Annotated in this window: 14 protein-coding genes; 10 read left to right on the top strand and 4 right to left on the bottom strand. The window is 49.9% G+C overall.

All coding sequences use genetic code 11. The annotated features are described in order from the left end of the window. Nucleotides 1-89 precede the first annotated feature (89 nt). From pgaA to AB3Y96_RS06920, 4 genes are read left to right on the top strand one after another with little or no spacing between them, the layout of a single operon-like run. Nucleotides 90-2,024 carry a poly-beta-1,6 N-acetyl-D-glucosamine export porin PgaA gene (gene pgaA / locus AB3Y96_RS06935; protein ID WP_367298813.1) on the top strand — a complete coding sequence of 645 codons (1,935 nt, stop codon included), beginning with the start codon at nt 90-92 and terminating at the stop codon, nt 2,022-2,024. Continuing rightward, on the top strand, nt 2,021-4,123 hold the full coding sequence (pgaB, locus tag AB3Y96_RS06930; RefSeq protein WP_367298812.1) for a poly-beta-1,6-N-acetyl-D-glucosamine N-deacetylase PgaB: 2,103 nt from the start codon (nt 2,021-2,023) through the stop codon (nt 4,121-4,123). The genes pgaA and pgaB overlap by 4 nt, the downstream gene beginning before the upstream one ends. Further along, nucleotides 4,120-5,421: a poly-beta-1,6-N-acetyl-D-glucosamine synthase gene (gene pgaC / locus AB3Y96_RS06925; protein ID WP_072308113.1), complete on the top strand. Its 1,302-nt coding sequence runs from the start codon at nt 4,120-4,122 to the stop codon at nt 5,419-5,421. Before pgaB ends, pgaC begins: the two co-directional genes overlap by 4 nt. Continuing rightward, nucleotides 5,378-5,782 (top strand): hypothetical protein, encoded by a 405-nt coding sequence (locus tag AB3Y96_RS06920; RefSeq protein WP_072308112.1) that lies wholly within the window; start codon nt 5,378-5,380, stop codon nt 5,780-5,782. The genes pgaC and AB3Y96_RS06920 overlap by 44 nt, the downstream gene beginning before the upstream one ends. A gap of 49 nt (nt 5,783-5,831) precedes the next feature. On the opposite strand, the gene AB3Y96_RS06915 is transcribed toward AB3Y96_RS06920, so the two are convergent. From AB3Y96_RS06915 to zipA, 3 genes are all read right to left on the bottom strand, one after another. Then, nucleotides 5,832-6,053, bottom strand: a complete 222-nt coding sequence (locus AB3Y96_RS06915; protein WP_025800774.1) for a DUF3820 family protein — start codon at nt 6,051-6,053, stop codon at nt 5,832-5,834. Nucleotides 6,054-6,139: 86 nt separating this feature from the next. Then, the gene (gene ligA, locus AB3Y96_RS06910; RefSeq protein ID WP_367298811.1) at nt 6,140-8,176 is read right to left on the bottom strand and encodes an NAD-dependent DNA ligase LigA; all 2,037 of its coding nucleotides are present in this window, start codon (nt 8,174-8,176) and stop codon (nt 6,140-6,142) included. Nucleotides 8,177-8,254: 78 nt separating this feature from the next. After that, complete coding sequence (gene zipA, locus AB3Y96_RS06905; protein ID WP_072308110.1) at nt 8,255-9,274, bottom strand: cell division protein ZipA; 1,020 nt, start codon at nt 9,272-9,274, stop codon at nt 8,255-8,257. A 231-nt stretch (nt 9,275-9,505) separates the two neighbouring features. Between zipA and cysZ the strand changes: the two genes are divergently transcribed. From cysZ to AB3Y96_RS06875, 6 genes are all read left to right on the top strand, one after another. Further along, nucleotides 9,506-10,291: a sulfate transporter CysZ gene (gene cysZ / locus AB3Y96_RS06900; RefSeq protein WP_072308109.1), complete on the top strand. Its 786-nt coding sequence runs from the start codon at nt 9,506-9,508 to the stop codon at nt 10,289-10,291. A gap of 189 nt (nt 10,292-10,480) precedes the next feature. Then, nucleotides 10,481-11,449, top strand: a complete 969-nt coding sequence (gene cysK, locus AB3Y96_RS06895) for a cysteine synthase A (RefSeq protein ID WP_072308108.1) — start codon at nt 10,481-10,483, stop codon at nt 11,447-11,449. A gap of 386 nt (nt 11,450-11,835) precedes the next feature. Then, nucleotides 11,836-12,093, top strand: a complete 258-nt coding sequence (gene ptsH / locus AB3Y96_RS06890) for a phosphocarrier protein Hpr (RefSeq protein WP_002441228.1) — start codon at nt 11,836-11,838, stop codon at nt 12,091-12,093. A gap of 50 nt (nt 12,094-12,143) precedes the next feature. Then, nucleotides 12,144-13,871, top strand: a complete 1,728-nt coding sequence (ptsI, locus tag AB3Y96_RS06885) for a phosphoenolpyruvate-protein phosphotransferase PtsI (RefSeq protein ID WP_072308107.1) — start codon at nt 12,144-12,146, stop codon at nt 13,869-13,871. A gap of 46 nt (nt 13,872-13,917) precedes the next feature. Then, the gene (gene crr, locus AB3Y96_RS06880) at nt 13,918-14,427 is read left to right on the top strand and encodes a PTS glucose transporter subunit IIA (protein ID WP_025800768.1); all 510 of its coding nucleotides are present in this window, start codon (nt 13,918-13,920) and stop codon (nt 14,425-14,427) included. A 228-nt stretch (nt 14,428-14,655) separates the two neighbouring features. Beyond that, complete coding sequence (locus AB3Y96_RS06875) at nt 14,656-15,225, top strand: protein K (RefSeq protein ID WP_367298810.1); 570 nt, start codon at nt 14,656-14,658, stop codon at nt 15,223-15,225. A 103-nt stretch (nt 15,226-15,328) separates the two neighbouring features. Here AB3Y96_RS06875 and cysM read toward each other — a convergent pair whose 3' ends face one another. Beyond that, entirely contained in the window at nt 15,329-16,210 is an 882-nt protein-coding gene (gene cysM / locus AB3Y96_RS06870) for a cysteine synthase CysM (RefSeq protein ID WP_367298809.1), read from the bottom strand. Nucleotides 16,211-16,250 lie beyond the last annotated feature (40 nt).

Here is a 16,250-nt window from a genome sequence, read left to right as displayed (position 1 = left end):
TTATCTATAAATAGCTTAATGATGAAGTGCTTACTTTATTTCTGCCTCCATCGCACCGTAATCAAGTAACAACCGAAAAGGTGTCGTTTGTGATTTATTTAAGACCTCGTTGGGAATACACGATGTTTGCAGCCTATCTCATATTATCGCCCTCCCTGTGTATGGCCGACACGGAAGAAATATCGGCAGACACATTGATGTCATTAGGCGCGCCTACTCTCGCTTGGGAAAAGATCCTCATGACCCAGCCTCAAGAGAATGGATTACAAACAGCCACGATTGCTCAACATCGGCTCAGCCTTTTACTACGTTGGGGCATTGATGAAAGCCGAAACGATAACGGCTCCTTGCGTCTTGTGCCATTAAACAAGGCATTAGTTGAAGAACAGCGCTTTTTGGTCACTCATGGGCAGTCAAACAGCGCTAATCGCGTGCAACAGCAGGTCCTCGGCGATCAGATTGTTGCGCTAAGCGCAAAAGGTGACGCGAAAAACGCGATCATCCGCGCCCATCAGCTAGAACAACTCACTCCCCTTCCAGCCTATGTGAGCGCAGCACGTGGCGACGCATTCATGCAGCTAGAACAGCCAGAAAAAGCGGTAGCCAGCTATGAATATGCATTGGCTCATGCAACGCCGGGAGAAATTGAGCCGATCCCCACGCAGGAAATGCTGTTCTATGCCCTTTTAGACTGCGGGCGCTATGAGCAAGCAGAAGCCTTGCTGGCAAAATTAGAACCCAATACGCCGCAGTGGGTCAGGCTCAGTGCCACGCCGGGATTGGTGAATCAAGATTACGCCACGGTTAAAAAAATGCGCGCTCAGTACACCCTGTACAGTGGAAATGTCACGCAGGGACAGCGGCAAATAGACGCATTGGTCCATACGGCACCGATGAATGATGACCTGCGAACCACTCAGGCTCAGGCTTATTTGCTGCGTGATTTACCCACACACTCTGCCCAAGCCTATCGAATTGCCCTAAACCAAGCACCAGACAGCCTTGAGGCTCGCGCGGGTCTTGCCGAAGCGTCGCTTGCCCGACGAGATTTTGCACTTAGCCATGAGATCTACCAGCAAGTCTCTCAGGGATTTGAAGACGACAATTCTGTAACTCAATTCGTGAGTAATTATCGCTATGAGCAACTGCCTTATTTCACCACCGATGCCAGCGGCGGTCGCGGTAACGGCACGCTCAGCGATTATGATTGGCAAATAGATAGCCAACTTTACTCTTCACCTATTCATCAGAATTGGCGGCTGTTTGCGCACCAATTTACCGGCCAGGGGAAAACAGACGAAGGCGCGCCAAGACGTATACGTAACGGCGCCGGCGTCGATTTTCGTGCCGTTGAGTGGCTCGGTTCGATGGAAATCAACCGCAGCAATGGCAATGCGGCGAAAACAGGCTTAGCGGCGCAGGTTAGCTATCTTCCTTCAGACCATTGGCAGTTCGACCTAGGCTACGATAACAGCAGCAACGAGCTTGCTTGGAAGGCCTACGACAGCGGCATAAGCGCTAAGCAAGCCAGTGCCGCGCTGCGCTATCAAACCGACAGCACCGCCTCCACTGAGCTGGCCTATCAAAATCAACGGCTGAGCGATGGAAACCTTAGCCAAACGTGGCAGGCCTCAGCCACAAAACTGTTATGGACACGCCCACGCCAGCAGCTTGATGCCACGCTGTCGCTTTCCACCAGCAGCAATAGCTTACCCGATGCGGAATATTTCAGCCCTGAACGCGACTATTCGGCAGGTGTCACCCTGCTGCATCAGTGGACACCATGGCAATCAGCGCGGCGTCACTTCACCCAGCGAACCTATCTCACCGCTGGCGAATACCAACAGCGCCATTTTGGCTCAAGCCTCTTTGCTGAACTGAGATTCGAGCACCAGTGGGCGCTGAGTGCCCACTCAGAATTAATTTACGGTATTGGACTGAATAGCCATCGCTACGATGAATCACGCGAAAACCGGACTCTCTTTTATCTGTCACTGACTTTGCCTCTAGGAAGCACGCTATGACGTCTATTTTTCGTTCAATCTTAATTTTTGCTTTCAGCCTACTGTTGCTTCAAGGGGCATTCGCTGCCGGGCAGCCGTTACCGGCTATTGATATTCAACCTCCGGCCGATCCCGACGATGGCCTGACTTTTCGCGTATTGGCATTCCACGATGTACGCGACGATCTGCGTGCCAGCTTTGCCACTTATCCAGATGCCACCGCCATTGATACTAAAACGCTAGCCTCGCTGTTTGCTTGGCTGAAGGAAAATGGCTACCACATGGTATCGGTCGATCAAATCATTGCTGCCCGCCAAGGTGGCAAAAAGCTGCCGCCGCGTTCGGTGCTGCTGAGCTTCGACGATGGATATCGCAGTTTCTATACCCGCGTGTTCCCCCTACTCAAAGCCTATAGATATCCAGCAGTGCAGGCGCTGATCACTGATTGGGTCAATCACCCAGCGAATGAAAAAATAAAAATTAGCGCCACGGTAGAATTACCCGGTGATTATTTCCTTAATTGGCGTGAAGTTGCCGAAATGCAGCGTTCTGGCTTAGTTGAATTCGCTTCTCATACCCACAACCTGCACCACGGAATGTTAGCAAATCCACAGGGAAGCGAATTTCCCGCGGCTGCCGCATTACAGTATTTGGCGGATCAGAAACGTTATGAAACCGAGGCTGAATATCAAATCAGAGTCAAAGAGGATTTGGCCCATAGCTCACGGCTCATTCAGCAGTATACCGGCCACGCCCCGCGCATCATGGTTTGGCCTTATGGCGCATACCATCAGCCCGTTCAGGATATAGCCCGCCAGCTCGGCATGCCTATCATGCTGACGCTGGATTCCGGTTCGAATCCGCCCTCGCAGCCGCTGTCAAAAATCACCCGAATTCTGATCGGCTACGATACTACGACCAGCGTGCTCAAGCAGGAACTCAGAGCACCAGCCAGCTACAGTGGCGATATCTATCCGGTTGAACGCGTGGTTCAGGTCGATTTAGATTACGTTTATGACGCCGATCCTCAGCAGCAAGATAAGAATCTATCCTGCCTGTTAGATCGCATTAAAGATCTCGCCCCGACCACCATTTACTTACAGGCCTTTGCCGATCCCGACGGCAGCGGCCTAGTAAAAGAAGTTTATTTTCCTAACAGCGTATTACCAATGCGCGCCGATCTTTTCAGCCGTGTCTCATGGCAACTACAAACGCGCACCGGCGTAAAAGTGTTCGCTTGGATGCCCGTGCTTAGCATCGCTCTGCCCAAAGATAATCCAGCGGCGGATATGTGGATCACCTCAACCCACAGCGGCGCGCAGCCCAGCACATTTCCCTACCCACGCCTCAGCCCTTTTGAACCCGATGTGCGGGCGGCCGTCACTCAGCTCTACCACGATCTTTCTCGCTACACCCCGTTTCAGGGCATTTTATTTCATGACGATGCCGTGCTGAGCGACGACGAAGACACTCGCCCCGCCGCCTTAGCGCAATACCAAGCGTGGGGATTGCCGGGCGATGTGGATAAAATTCGCGCAAATCCTGAGTTATTGCGCAAGTGGACAGACAAAAAAATCGATTTTCTTATTAACTTCACCCACCAACTGGCCACCGAAGTGCAGAAAAATCAGTTTGCCTCCGCAACGCAAATGACCGCCCGTAATCTCTACGCCCAGCCCGTTATGGATCCTCAGGCTGAGCAGTGGTATGCGCAAAGTCTACCCAAATTCTTAGCAAACTATGATTACACCGCGTTGATGGCGATGCCCTTTATGGAATCGTCCACTATGCCCGATCGTTGGCTCACCGACCTATATGAAAAAGTGGCAGCTCAGCCATTAGGTATCCAAAAAACTATTTTTGAACTCCAAAGCTACGATTGGGAGAAAAAACGCCCCGTCGACAACGACGTGCTGCTACACCAACTAACGTTGCTGCGCGCGCTCGGTGCCCGTCATTTGGGCTATTACCCAGACGACTTCATCAACAACCAGCCGGATAGCGAAGTGATCCGCCCACTCATGTCGGCACAAAGCAACGTAATCGAACGGAAACCCTTGCCTAAATGCGATAACCGCATGGTGCGCGAAAAACCAAAGCAGTGGAGCACTCAACAATGAGCCACTTTTTTAGCATTGATATTCCAACGCTGCTGTTTGGTTTTGTTTTCTATTACCCCTTCTTTATGGCTTGGCTGTGGATGCTCGGGGGGCTGATCTATTTTGTCGTCTACGAACGTCACGATGATTTCACCCATCCTGATTTCACGCAGGCAGAAACGCCGCGCATTTCCATTATCGTGCCCTGCTATAACGAAGAACCCAACGTGCGCGAAGTGATTGCGCATCTGCAAAACTTAAATTATCCCAACTATGAAGTGCTGGCCGTAAACGATGGCAGCCACGATCGCACCGGCGAAATCCTTAATGAACTGGTCGAGAAATATCCTAGCCTGATGGCTATTCATCAGGATAAAAACCAAGGCAAAGCCGTAGGGTTAAATACCGCGGCGCAGTTGGCTACCGGCGATTTTATTCTTTGCATGGACGGTGACGCACTTCTCGATCCTAACGCGCTGCATTTTTTGGTTAGCCATTTTATTGATAACCCGCAAATGGCCGCGGTAACCGGAAACCCACGTATCCGCAATCGCACTTCATTGCTTGGGCGCATGCAGGTGGGAGAATTCTCTTCAACGGTGGGCTTGATCAAACGCTGCCAGCAGGTCTTTGGTCGGCTATTTACCGTATCTGGCGTTATCGCCTTATTCCGTAAAAGTGCGCTCGAGGAAGTGGGTTATTGGAGCGTCGATATGCTAACCGAAGATATTGATATCAGCTGGAAATTGCAGACACACGGCTGGGAAATACGCTACGAGCCGCGCGCACTCACGTGGATATTAACGCCGGAAACGTTGATTGGGCTTTATCGTCAGCGGCTTCGCTGGTCCAAAGGCGGAGTACAAACCGTATTCAAATATTTTCCCGCCATGTTCACACCGCGCAACCGCATGATGCTGCCTCTGTTTTGCGAATACGTGGTGAGTATTTTCTGGGCCTATTGCATGGCCTTTGCCTTTGTCTTGATGTTTGCCGATCTCTTTTTCACGCTGCCCATCAAGTGGCAAATTTCGGTTGTTCCGGTCTGGAATGGCATGGTGCTCGGTGTGACCTGTCTATTGCAGCTATTAGTCAGCTGTCTTATCGACCGACGCTATGACCGAGGGATTATGAAGTGCTATCTCTGGACGATTTGGTATCCATTGATGTTTTGGTTAATTAACGTGGTAACCAGTCTGGTTGCCGTTCCGTCCGTATTGCTTCGCCGACAAGGCGCACGAGCGGTATGGGTTAGTCCTGACAGGGGTATTCAACATGGAAAATCCGATCATCGAAATATCAGCAAAAAGCTTCCTTAACGCCTCCGCGGTGAATAAGCGCCAGCGCATGCTGCTCTACATTTGGTTTGGTTTCGGGCAACCGTTATTGATTATCGGGGTGTGGCTCGCGATTGTCTTTTTCCTCTATCGCTACATGCTTAACAGCCATGACTTGTTAAGCAATCTTAATCGGCTGGGCGATTACAGCCTGATCATCATATCGATGGGGATCATTCTGGCGCTATGGTTTGCACTGCGTTATTTATGGCGGGCATTGATGCTGATGCGTAAACATGAACTGCACCAACGCATGGCAGAAACACATCCCGAACAGGCGCACCGAATTGTCAAAGTGCTCCATGATGAAGCGGGCAACATCACGCATATTCAGCCTCAGTAAATAAGCATAAGGGCAGTATTTTACTGCCCTTATCGCCGCTGTGCTGCGCTTAACTACGTTGACGCTTGAGCGGCTTAACTAAGCCTTCAAGACCTTCAATTTTGATAGCGAGGGTGATCTGCATTAGTTCACCCAGTTTTCCCTGCGGGAACTCATCCTTGCGGGCGAACCACAAAAGATACTCTTCCGGTAAATCAATCAATACGCGACCTTTGTACTTGCCAAACGGCATCACCATATTGGCAATTTCAATCAGGTTTTCTTTTTCCATTACATTTCTGTCCGTCATCTAGCTCCCCTCGATTAAGAGGAGCCGATCGCGTTTTTGTCATTGAAGGTTATCGCAGCGAATACGCATTACAGCCCGAGCAGCCGGATCATCTCGGCTTCATCAATCACTGGGATCCCCAACTCCTGCGCCTTAGCCAGCTTAGAGCCTGCGGCTTCTCCCGCGATAACCATATCGGTTTTCTTAGAAACACTGCCGCTGACTTTGGCGCCCAACGCCGCAAGACGATCTTTCGCTTCATCACGCGGCATCAAGCTCAGCGATCCGGTCAGAACCACGGTTTTACCGGCAAACGGACTGTCGATCTCTTCAGCCACCACCACCTGCGGCGCAGGCCAGTGAATACCAATCTCTGGGCTGATCAGTTCCTCGATCACTTTCTGATTGTGCTCTTCGCTCAGGAAATGGCGCACATGCTTCGCCACCACTTCACCCACGTCCTGCACGGCCTTCAACGCCTCGACGTCGGCCTCGCGCAAAGCGTCCAATGAGCCAAAATGCGCAGCCAGATTCGCCGCGGTCGCCTCACCGACTTCACGAATGCCCAGCGCATACAGGAATCGAGCCAGCGTAGTCTCTTTAGATTTTTCTAACGCATTGACCAAATTCGTTGCTGACTTCGGCCCCATGCGATCAAGCCCAGCTAAAATAGTTTCATTTAAGCGATAAAGACCGGCTGGCGTTTTCACATACTCTTTTTCGACCAGCTGTTCGATGATCTTATCGCCCATACCGTCAACGTCCATCGCACGGCGGGAAACAAAATGCTTGAGCGACTCTTTGCGCTGCGCACCGCAGATTAATCCACCGGTACAGCGCGCCACGGCTTCGCCTTCCACGCGCTCAACGTCGGAACCACAGACCGGACACTGCAACGGGAAGACGATCTCCTGGGCATTCTCAGGCCGCTCTGCTTCGACCACGCCCACCACCTGGGGAATAACGTCACCGGCGCGGCGCACAATCACGGTATCACCGATACGCAGACCCAGACGGTCGATTTCATCGGCGTTATGCAGCGTCGCATTACTCACGATAACACCGGCAACCAGCACCGGTTCTAAACGCGCCACAGGCGTAATAGCGCCTGTACGCCCAACCTGAAACTCAACGCCGTTAACCGTGGTCATCTGCTCTTGCGCAGGGAATTTAAACGCCGTGGCCCAACGAGGTGCACGCGCCACAAAACCAAGCTGTTCTTGGATCGCGATACTATCAACTTTAATCACCACGCCATCGATATCAAAACCAAGCGTTGGTCGATCCTGCTCAACCTTGCGGTAAAATTTCAAGACCTCTTCACTGCCGGTGCACAGTTTCACACGATCGCTGACCGGCAATCCCCACGCTTTAAACTGCTGTAAGCGACCATAGTGGCTGGCTGACAGCTCACCGCCATCCATCAGGCCCACGCCATAGCAGAAGAACGTCAGCGGGCGTTTAGCGGTGATGCGTGGATCGAGCTGACGCAGCGATCCCGCTGCGGCATTGCGCGGATTGGCAAAAACTTTGCCATCTTTACGGCGCGCTTCTTCGTTCATGGCTTCAAAACCAGCCAACGGCATAAACACCTCACCGCGTACTTCAACACGGCGCGGGATATTATCGCCCTGCAAACGCAGAGGGATCGCGCGGATCGTTTTTACGTTAGCCGTAATATCTTCGCCGGTCGTACCATCACCGCGAGTAGCCCCGCGAACCAATACGCCATCTTCATACAGAAGGCTAACGGCTAAACCATCAAGTTTAAGCTCACAGCAAAAAGTGAGTGGCTCTGCGGTTTTTAAACGGTCATGAACGCGCTTGTCGAAAGCCAAGTAGCTCTCATCGTCAAAGACGTTATCCAGAGAGAGCATCGGAACTTCATGACGAACCTGACTAAACGCAGAGAGCGGAGCCGCCCCCACGCGCTGGGTCGGCGAATCGGGCGTGATAAGTTCAGGGTGTTGCTCTTCCAGCGCACGAAGCTCGCGCATCAGGCGATCGTATTCGGCGTCTGGAACTTCAGGGGCATCAAGTACGTGATACTGATACTCATGATGGCGCAACGCGGCTCTAAGCTGTTCGAGTTGTTGTTGGAGTTGGGGTCCAGTCGTTGAGGTCATAATCCACCATGATTGATTAATGATAAAAAACCCCCGATATACGGGGGTTTCATTTTATTCGATTCTATCGCCGTTGCGCTATTTCGCGGTGTTATCCAAAACTTCACGGATACGCGCTTTGTAAATCTCTAGCTTCTGCGGCGTCATCATACGGCGTTCATCATCCAGCACCACACCACCGACATCATCAGCGATTCGCTGAGCAGATTGCAGCATCAGCTTAAAGTTCTGATTCGCATCGCCATAAGAAGGCACCATCATAAAGAAGGAGATCCCCGGCGTAGTGAAATCAGACATGTTGTCAGGATCGAAGTTACCCGGCTTAACCATATTTGCCATGCTAAATAACACGGGGCCACTGCCGGCTGGGTTCAGGTGACGATGGAAAATATTCATCGCACCGAATTGGAAGCCCGATTGCAACACGCTTTGCAGCAGCACTTCACCGCCAATCACGCTGCCGTGGTGTGCAGCAACATGCAGAACCAACACGGTTTCGGTAATTTTCTCAGGCTCAGGCACCACCTCAGAAACTACCTGCGGAGCTTCATCCTCATAGTCATCATCATAAGACGATGCTACGTGAGGAGCTTCAGGCTCATTCTGTTCTTCAGCGTAATGAGCAGGCTGCGGCTTCGGCTGAATAGCAGGCTCTGTAGGCTGAGAGTGACGAACCGGTTTAGTCGGACGACGATAATCATCTTCGTCATCGTCACCGAACAAGGCATCACCCAGTAACGGATCGCTATGTTCACGCTGTTCTGGAACGACAGAGCTTGGTTGCGCTGCAGGGCGTGAAGGTGCACGAGCCGTATCCAACGGATCCGGACGTTCATCCTGTGACGCGCTGAACTGACCAAATGCCGGCTCAACCGGTTTCTGCACGGGGCTGCTAGAACGCTGTACCCGAACTTCGCCCACGCCTTCATCTAGATCAGCCAGAGGCTGTTCGTCACGCTGTTTCTTTGTTTTTTTTGCTGGACGATCGCGAAATAGCGAAGAACGTTCTTTACGACTGGTCCACAAGCCGTGCAGTAACAACGCTATAATGGCGACCGCACCAACAACAATTAATATCAGACGCAAATCCTGCATCATCGCAATCTCTGTTGTTTTAATACTATTGCCGTAATGGCAAACCCTTAACGCATAACTCTATTTGGCTGTTGGTACAAGTGCAAGTCTGGACTGAAATTTACCTTAAGAAAGATGATTTTTCGCACTTTTTTGCTGATTTTTCGGTCGATTCTGAACTGGAAAGCGAATTAACTCATAGTTATGATAGCTGAGATTTTTTTTATTATAACTAACACAGCTAAAAGAGCAGTTATGAAAAACACCCCTATCGGGTCAAATGAAAGAAATATCCCTGCAAAAACCAATGGCGTTCACTACTTTTCTGAAGGCTGGCGTTTAGTTCGTCTGCCGGGAATTAAGCGTTATGTCGTTATGCCATTGTTGGTGAACATCGTTTTGATGGGCTTAGCGTTCTGGTGGCTGTTCCATCAGCTAGGCGCTTGGATCCCAAGTTTGATGAGTTACGTCCCTGACTGGCTACAGTGGCTCAGTTATTTACTCTGGCCGCTGGCCGTTATCTCGATCGTTTTGGTGTTCAGTTATTTATTCAGCACCATTGCTAACTGGATAGCCGCGCCGTTTAACGGCCTACTGGCTGAACAGTTAGAAGGCGTATTAACCGGTAAACCGCTGCCGGATACCAGCATTTGGAGCGTGGTAAAAGACGTACCGAGAATTATGGCGCGTGAATGGAAAAAGCTGGCTTACTATCTGCCACGCGCTATCGTCTTGCTGATTTTGTATTTTATTCCGGGCGTAGGTCAAACCGTTGCGCCTGTGCTGTGGTTTCTGTTCAGCGCATGGATGATGTCTATTCAGTACTGCGATTACCCGTTTGATAACCACAAGGTGAGCTTCCCAGACATGCGCGACGCTCTGCGCCGCAATAAAGTCGATAACCTACAGTTTGGCGCATTGACCAGCCTGTTTACCATGATCCCTGTTTTAAACCTAGTGATCATGCCGGTTGCCGTCTGTGGCGCGACCGCCATGTGGGTTGATCGTTACCGCGCGGAGTATTCACGCATCCAGCCGTAACCACCGCCACACTCCCCCCAAGAGCAGCTCCGGCTGCTCTGCTTGTTTCTTGCCTCAGCTGAAGTTCAACTTCGTGAAACCTAATCGCATATTGAAATAAGCATATATGATTTCTTTACTTCCCAACGGGTTGTATTCGCGTATGCTCAATTAATGTTCCCTGTATTTCATAGAGTTAAAGGACGTGCTATGAGCAAGATTTTTGAAGACAACTCCCTGACAATCGGTCATTCACCGCTTGTTCGTCTGAATCGTATCGGCAATGGTCGTATTTTGGCGAAAGTGGAATCTCGTAACCCAAGTTTTAGCGTCAAAGACCGCATCGGCGCCAATATGATCTGGGATGCTGAAAAACGTGGCATTTTAAAACCGGGCATTGAGTTGGTTGAACCTACCAGTGGTAACACCGGCATTGCATTGGCCTTTGTGGCCGCCGCACGCGGTTATAAGTTAACGCTCACTATGCCAGAAACCATGAGCCTTGAACGTCGCAAACTGCTCAAAGCCTTAGGCGCTAATCTGGTTCTGACCGAAGGCGCCAAAGGCATGAAGGGCGCGATTGCCAAAGCCGAAGAAATTGTGGCAAGCGATCCAAAACGCTTCGTTCTGCTCCAGCAGTTTAGCAACCCTGCTAACCCAGAAATCCATGAAAAAACCACCGGCCCAGAGATTTGGGAAGATACCGATGGTCAAGTCGATGTGCTGATTTCCGGCGTCGGCACCGGCGGTACCTTAACCGGCACCAGCCGTTATCTGAAAAATACCCAAGGCAAAAAAATCATCACCGTTGCCGTTGAACCGGAAAGCTCGCCGGTTATCACTCAGGCGCTGGCGGGCGAAGAAATCAAGCCGGGCCCACATAAAATTCAAGGCATCGGCGCTGGCTTCATTCCTGAAAACCTCGATTTAAATCTGGTTGACCGCGTGGCGCTGGTTGGCAACGACGAAGCCATTGCGATGGCTCGTCGTCTGATGGAAGAAGAAGGCATCTTGGCTGGGATTTCTTCCGGTGCGGCAGTTGTTGCAGCAGAAAAACTTGCTAACGATCCAGACTTTACTGACAAAACAATTGTGGTTATTCTGCCTTCCTCGGGTGAACGCTATTTAAGCACGGCATTGTTCGCAGATCTGTTCACTGAACAAGAATTGCAGCAGTGATGCTAATGTTCTAATCATGCTAAAAAAGCACCCGATTGGGTGCTTTTTTGTGGCGCAGTTCAAAGTTTTTACCTGCCCAAACTTGCTTTTCCTGCCCGGGTCTAGTATTTAACCAAGCAATTATTTTGAAGCGCGAAATAAAGCGGAGTGTTGCGTCAAGTCAGCTGAATCGATTTACTGATTTGTCCTGAGCATCACGATAGCGGCATAATACGGAAGTTATTGGCGAACGTATTCACGATAGTTTCTATCTTGAACACATTTCCCATAACGCTCAAACTGCTACTGCTCCACGAGTTAGGCGCTAACTGAAAACAGGCTGAAGTTCAGCATTTAAGCTAAACTTTAGCCCCACAACATTAATTCAAAAATAGTTGGGGAAACCTATGTTCCAGCAAGAAGTTACGATTACCGCTCCGAATGGTCTGCACACCCGCCCTGCTGCTCAGTTCGTTAAAGAAGCAAAAGGCTTCACTTCTGACATCACTGTGACCTCTAACGGTAAAAGCGCAAGCGCTAAGAGCCTGTTTAAACTGCAGACTCTGGGTCTGACCCAAGGCACCGTAGTGACTATCGCCGCTGAAGGTGAAGATGAGCAGAAAGCCGTTGAACATTTGGTAAAACTGATGGCAGAACTTGAGTAATCCTCAGGTCCAATCCGTTTAGTTTAACCAGTCAACAGTAAGGTAGGGTTATGATTTCAGGTATCTTAGTATCGCCGGGCATTGCTTTTGGTAAGGCACTCTTACTGAAAGAAGATGAGATTATCATCAACCGGAAAAAAATCGCTGCTGAAGAAGTAGAGCAGGAGATCGCTCGTTTTAAATCTGGTCGTGATAAAGCATCTGTACAGCTTGAAGCCATCAGAGTAAAAGCAAGCGAGACCTTTGGCGAAGAGAAAGCCGCCATCTTCGAAGGCCACATCATGTTATTGGAAGACGAAGAGCTTGAGCAGGAAATCATAGCCCTCATTAAAGACAGCAAAATGACCGCAGACGCTGCGGCTCACGAAGTTGTCGAAGGTCAAGCGAAGGCTCTGGAAGAGCTAGACGACGAATATCTGAAAGAGCGTGCGGCTGACGTACGTGATATCGGTAAACGTCTGCTGATGAACATCCTTGGCATGACTATCGTTGATTTAAGCGCAATCCAGGACGAAGTTATTCTGGTTGCCACCGACCTGACTCCGTCAGAAACCGCACAGCTGAACCTGAACAAGGTTCTCGGCTTCATCACCGATCTGGGCGGCCGTACTTCCCACACCTCTATCATGGCGCGTTCTCTGGAACTGCCAGCGATTGTGGGCACTTCTGACGTGACCAAACAAGTCAAAAACGGCGATTTCCTGATCCTTGACGCCGTTAACAACAAAATCTACGTCAACCCGACGGCAGAAATCGTTGAAGAATTGAAAGCGGTACAGAACCAGTATGTGTCTGAAAAGAACGAACTGGTGAAACTGAAAGATCTGCCAGCCATCACGCTGGACGGACATCAGGTTGAAGTCTGTGCCAACATCGGTACCGTGCGCGATATCGCCGGTGCTGAGCGTAACGGCGCTGAAGGCGTTGGTTTATACCGTACTGAATTCCTGTTCATGGACCGCGATGCGTTCCCAACAGAAGAAGAACAGTTCCAGGCTTATAAAGCCGTAGCTGAAGGTATGGGTTCTCAGGCGGTCATCGTGCGTACGATGGACATCGGCGGCGACAAAGATCTGCCGTATATGGACCTGCCAAAAGAAGAAAACCCATTCTTGGGCTGGCGTGCAATTCGTATCTGTTTAGATCGTAAAGAGATCCTGCATGCTCAGCTGCGCGCTATCCTGCGTGCTTCTGCATTCGGCAAACTGCGCATCATGTTCCCAATGGTTATTTCCGTTGAAGAAGTACGTGAGCTGAAAGCAGAGTTAGAAATGCTGAAAACCCAGCTGCGCGAAGAAGGCAAAGCCTTCGACGAAACCATTGAAGTCGGCGTTATGGTTGAAACTCCAGCAGCTGCCACCATCGCACGTCACTTAGCGAAGGAAGTTGACTTCTTTAGTATTGGGACAAATGACTTAACCCAGTATACTCTAGCAGTAGATCGCGGAAACGAGCTGATTTCTCATCTCTACAACCCTATGGCTCCATCAGTGTTGACCCTAATCAAACAGGTCATCGACGCGTCTCACGCGGAAGGTAAGTGGACCGGTATGTGCGGCGAGCTTGCTGGTGATGAACGTGCTACACTGCTTCTTTTGGGCATGGGGCTGGATGAGTTCAGCATGAGTTCTATCTCTATCCCTCGCATCAAAAAAATCATTCGTAATTCGAATTTTGAAGATGTGAAGGCACTGGCAGATGAAGCTCTGAACCAGCCAACAGCAGAAGATTTAATGAACGTGGTTAACAAGTTCATTGAAGAAAAAACCATCTGCTAATTCATGCGCTGGGCGCCGCCCAACATTACTTGCTTAGGAGAAGATCATGGGTTTGTTTGATAAACTGAAATCTCTGGTTTCAGACGACAAGAAAGACACGAGCAGCATTGAGATTTTTGCTCCGTTGTCTGGTGAAATTGTCAACATTGAAGATGTGCCGGACGTTGTATTTGCAGAGAAGATCGTTGGTGATGGCATCGCTATCAAACCAACAGGCAACAAAATGGTTGCTCCCGTTGATGGAACCATTGGCAAAATCTTTGAAACAAACCATGCATTCTCAATCGAGTCAGATAGCGGCATTGAGCTGTTTGTTCACTTTGGTATCGACACCGTTGAACTGAAAGGCGAAGGCTTCAAACGCATCGCTGAAGAAGGCCAGCGTGTTAAGAAAGGCGACGTTGTGATCGAGTTCGATCTGGCGCTGCTGGAAGAAAAAGCCAAGTCTACCCTGACTCCGGTTGTTATCTCTAACATGGACGAAATCAAAGAGCTGACTAAGCTTTCTGGTACCGTTGTTGTTGGCGAAACCCCTGTTATTCGCATTAAAAAATAATGTGATTTAGCATGAAAAAACGGAGCCTTAGGCTCCGTTTTTTTTTGGAACTTTCTTGCTTGAAATCGCTCTTACAGAACAGGGATCAACCGAACAAGCAGCAAATATGTAGTCCAATTGCTTAAACCGCGCTGCTCCTCTTTTCAGGCGTACCTTCCCTATGGCATGGATTTTTTATGTCTAACGGTTTGTATACAGTAGCAAAAACGTAGTGATGGAATACTAAAGATGATGAAAAAGGCAATGCTCGCTATGCTCGTTCCAGCCGTTCTTTTCATTGGAGGGTGTGATGACTCGTCAAAAGAAAAGGCCGATCTCGCTGTCAAACAATCCAATGAGCATAGTGCGGCAACTCAACCAAACGCTGAGAAAGGGCAAGCAACTGATGATGTTGATAATGCCCTAAAAGAAATAGAAGAACGGTCTACGCCAGAAAAAATTGAACAATTCAATAAATTACCAGACAACGACTCCAGCAATCTGAGAGAGATTGTTGTTACGGAAATGAAGAAAAAACTGCCGCTCTTGATTGACGAAGCGACTTTAATGTCTGATGTTTCATTAGATGGAAATACATTCAGCTATAAATACGTCATAAAAGGGATTCCAGCCAACGTGATTGAAGGCGATCAATGGAAAAACAATATGCAGAAAAGCATTGTAAATCGTTACTGCTCTAACAATGCTCAAGTGACGATGTTTAGAGATTTATTTCCTGAAGGCGTCATTTACAACTATTACGTAAGCGAAAAATTGGTATACACATACAAAGCGGTTCCGTCGGTTTGCAACCAATAACCCTCTATAAAATCTGATATAGAAGCCGCTGGAATCCTCATCAGGGCATCTCAACTGCCCTGAATTTGATTTGTTTGTAACTCCATCCAGACGGTCACATCCATTAGCCAAACACGCCTGTCGATAAATAGCGGTCGCCTCGGTCACAAATAATCGCTACCACTTTGCTCCCCGGATTTTCCTGCGCTACACGCAGCGCTCCAGCGACAGCACCACCCGAACTCACGCCGCAAAACAGCCCTTCTTCGCGCGCCAAGCGTTTCATGGTTTCTTCCGCCAGCTGCTGTGACATATCCATCACCTCATCCACCAGTTCTGGGCGATAAATTCCCGGCAGATATTCCTGCGGCCAACGGCGGATCCCCGGAATGCTTGAGCCTTCAGAAGGCTGTAGACCGACGATTTTCACCGTATCGCTCTGCTGCTTTAAGAAATGGCCAACGCCGGTAATTGTGCCCGTAGTGCCCATACTCGACACGAAATGCGTCACCTTACCCTGCATCTGCTGCCAAATCTCAGGCCCGGTGGTGGTAAAATGCGCCAGCGGGTTATCCGCATTATTAAACTGATCGAGGATCATACCTTCACCGCGATCGGCCATTTGCTGGGCCAGATCGCGAGCGCCCTCAATGCCCTGTTCACGGCTAACTAAAATCAGCTCGGCACCGTATGCACGCATCGACGCCTGTCGCTCTTGGCTCATATTCTCCGGCATCAGCAGTTTCATCCGATAGCCTTTCAGCGCTGCAATCATCGCTAACGCAATACCGGTATTACCGCTGGTTGCCTCAATCAGGGTATCGCCCGGTTTAATCTCGCCGCGCAGTTCAGCCTGTTGAATCATTGACAGCGCCGCGCGATCCTTCACCGAGCCAGCCGGATTATTACCTTCCAGTTTGACCCAGACCTCACTCCCCGTGCCCGCAGCCATCCGCTGCAGCTGCACTAAAGGCGTGTTTCCAATACAAGATTCCAGAGAACTCACGGGCGGTTACCTATTTAGCCAAAAAGATGAGAAGTTTAGT

It is taken from the genome of Hafnia alvei, assembly GCF_964063325.1.
GTDB classification, from domain to species: domain Bacteria; phylum Pseudomonadota; class Gammaproteobacteria; order Enterobacterales; family Enterobacteriaceae; genus Hafnia; species Hafnia alvei_B.
The sequence above is the reverse complement of the archived record's forward strand: the minus strand, read 5'-3'. Positions and strand labels throughout refer to the sequence as shown.

What these genes read in the sequence shown, in the direction of transcription:
- ptsI (WP_072308107.1), top strand. Translation starts at nt 12,144, where the DNA reads ATGATTTCAGGTATCTTAGTATCGCCGGGCATTGCTTTTGGTAAGGCA.
- AB3Y96_RS06920 (WP_072308112.1), top strand. Translation starts at nt 5,378, where the DNA reads ATGGAAAATCCGATCATCGAAATATCAGCAAAAAGCTTCCTTAACGCC.
- crr (WP_025800768.1), top strand. Translation starts at nt 13,918, where the DNA reads ATGGGTTTGTTTGATAAACTGAAATCTCTGGTTTCAGACGACAAGAAA.
- AB3Y96_RS06915 (WP_025800774.1), bottom strand. Translation starts at nt 6,053, where the DNA reads ATGGAAAAAGAAAACCTGATTGAAATTGCCAATATGGTGATGCCGTTT.
- ligA (WP_367298811.1), bottom strand. Translation starts at nt 8,176, where the DNA reads ATGACCTCAACGACTGGACCCCAACTCCAACAACAACTCGAACAGCTT.
- AB3Y96_RS06875 (WP_367298810.1), top strand. Translation starts at nt 14,656, where the DNA reads ATGATGAAAAAGGCAATGCTCGCTATGCTCGTTCCAGCCGTTCTTTTC.
- cysK (WP_072308108.1), top strand. Translation starts at nt 10,481, where the DNA reads ATGAGCAAGATTTTTGAAGACAACTCCCTGACAATCGGTCATTCACCG.
- pgaB (WP_367298812.1), top strand. Translation starts at nt 2,021, where the DNA reads ATGACGTCTATTTTTCGTTCAATCTTAATTTTTGCTTTCAGCCTACTG.
- cysZ (WP_072308109.1), top strand. Translation starts at nt 9,506, where the DNA reads ATGAAAAACACCCCTATCGGGTCAAATGAAAGAAATATCCCTGCAAAA.
- ptsH (WP_002441228.1), top strand. Translation starts at nt 11,836, where the DNA reads ATGTTCCAGCAAGAAGTTACGATTACCGCTCCGAATGGTCTGCACACC.
- pgaC (WP_072308113.1), top strand. Translation starts at nt 4,120, where the DNA reads ATGAGCCACTTTTTTAGCATTGATATTCCAACGCTGCTGTTTGGTTTT.
- zipA (WP_072308110.1), bottom strand. Translation starts at nt 9,274, where the DNA reads ATGATGCAGGATTTGCGTCTGATATTAATTGTTGTTGGTGCGGTCGCC.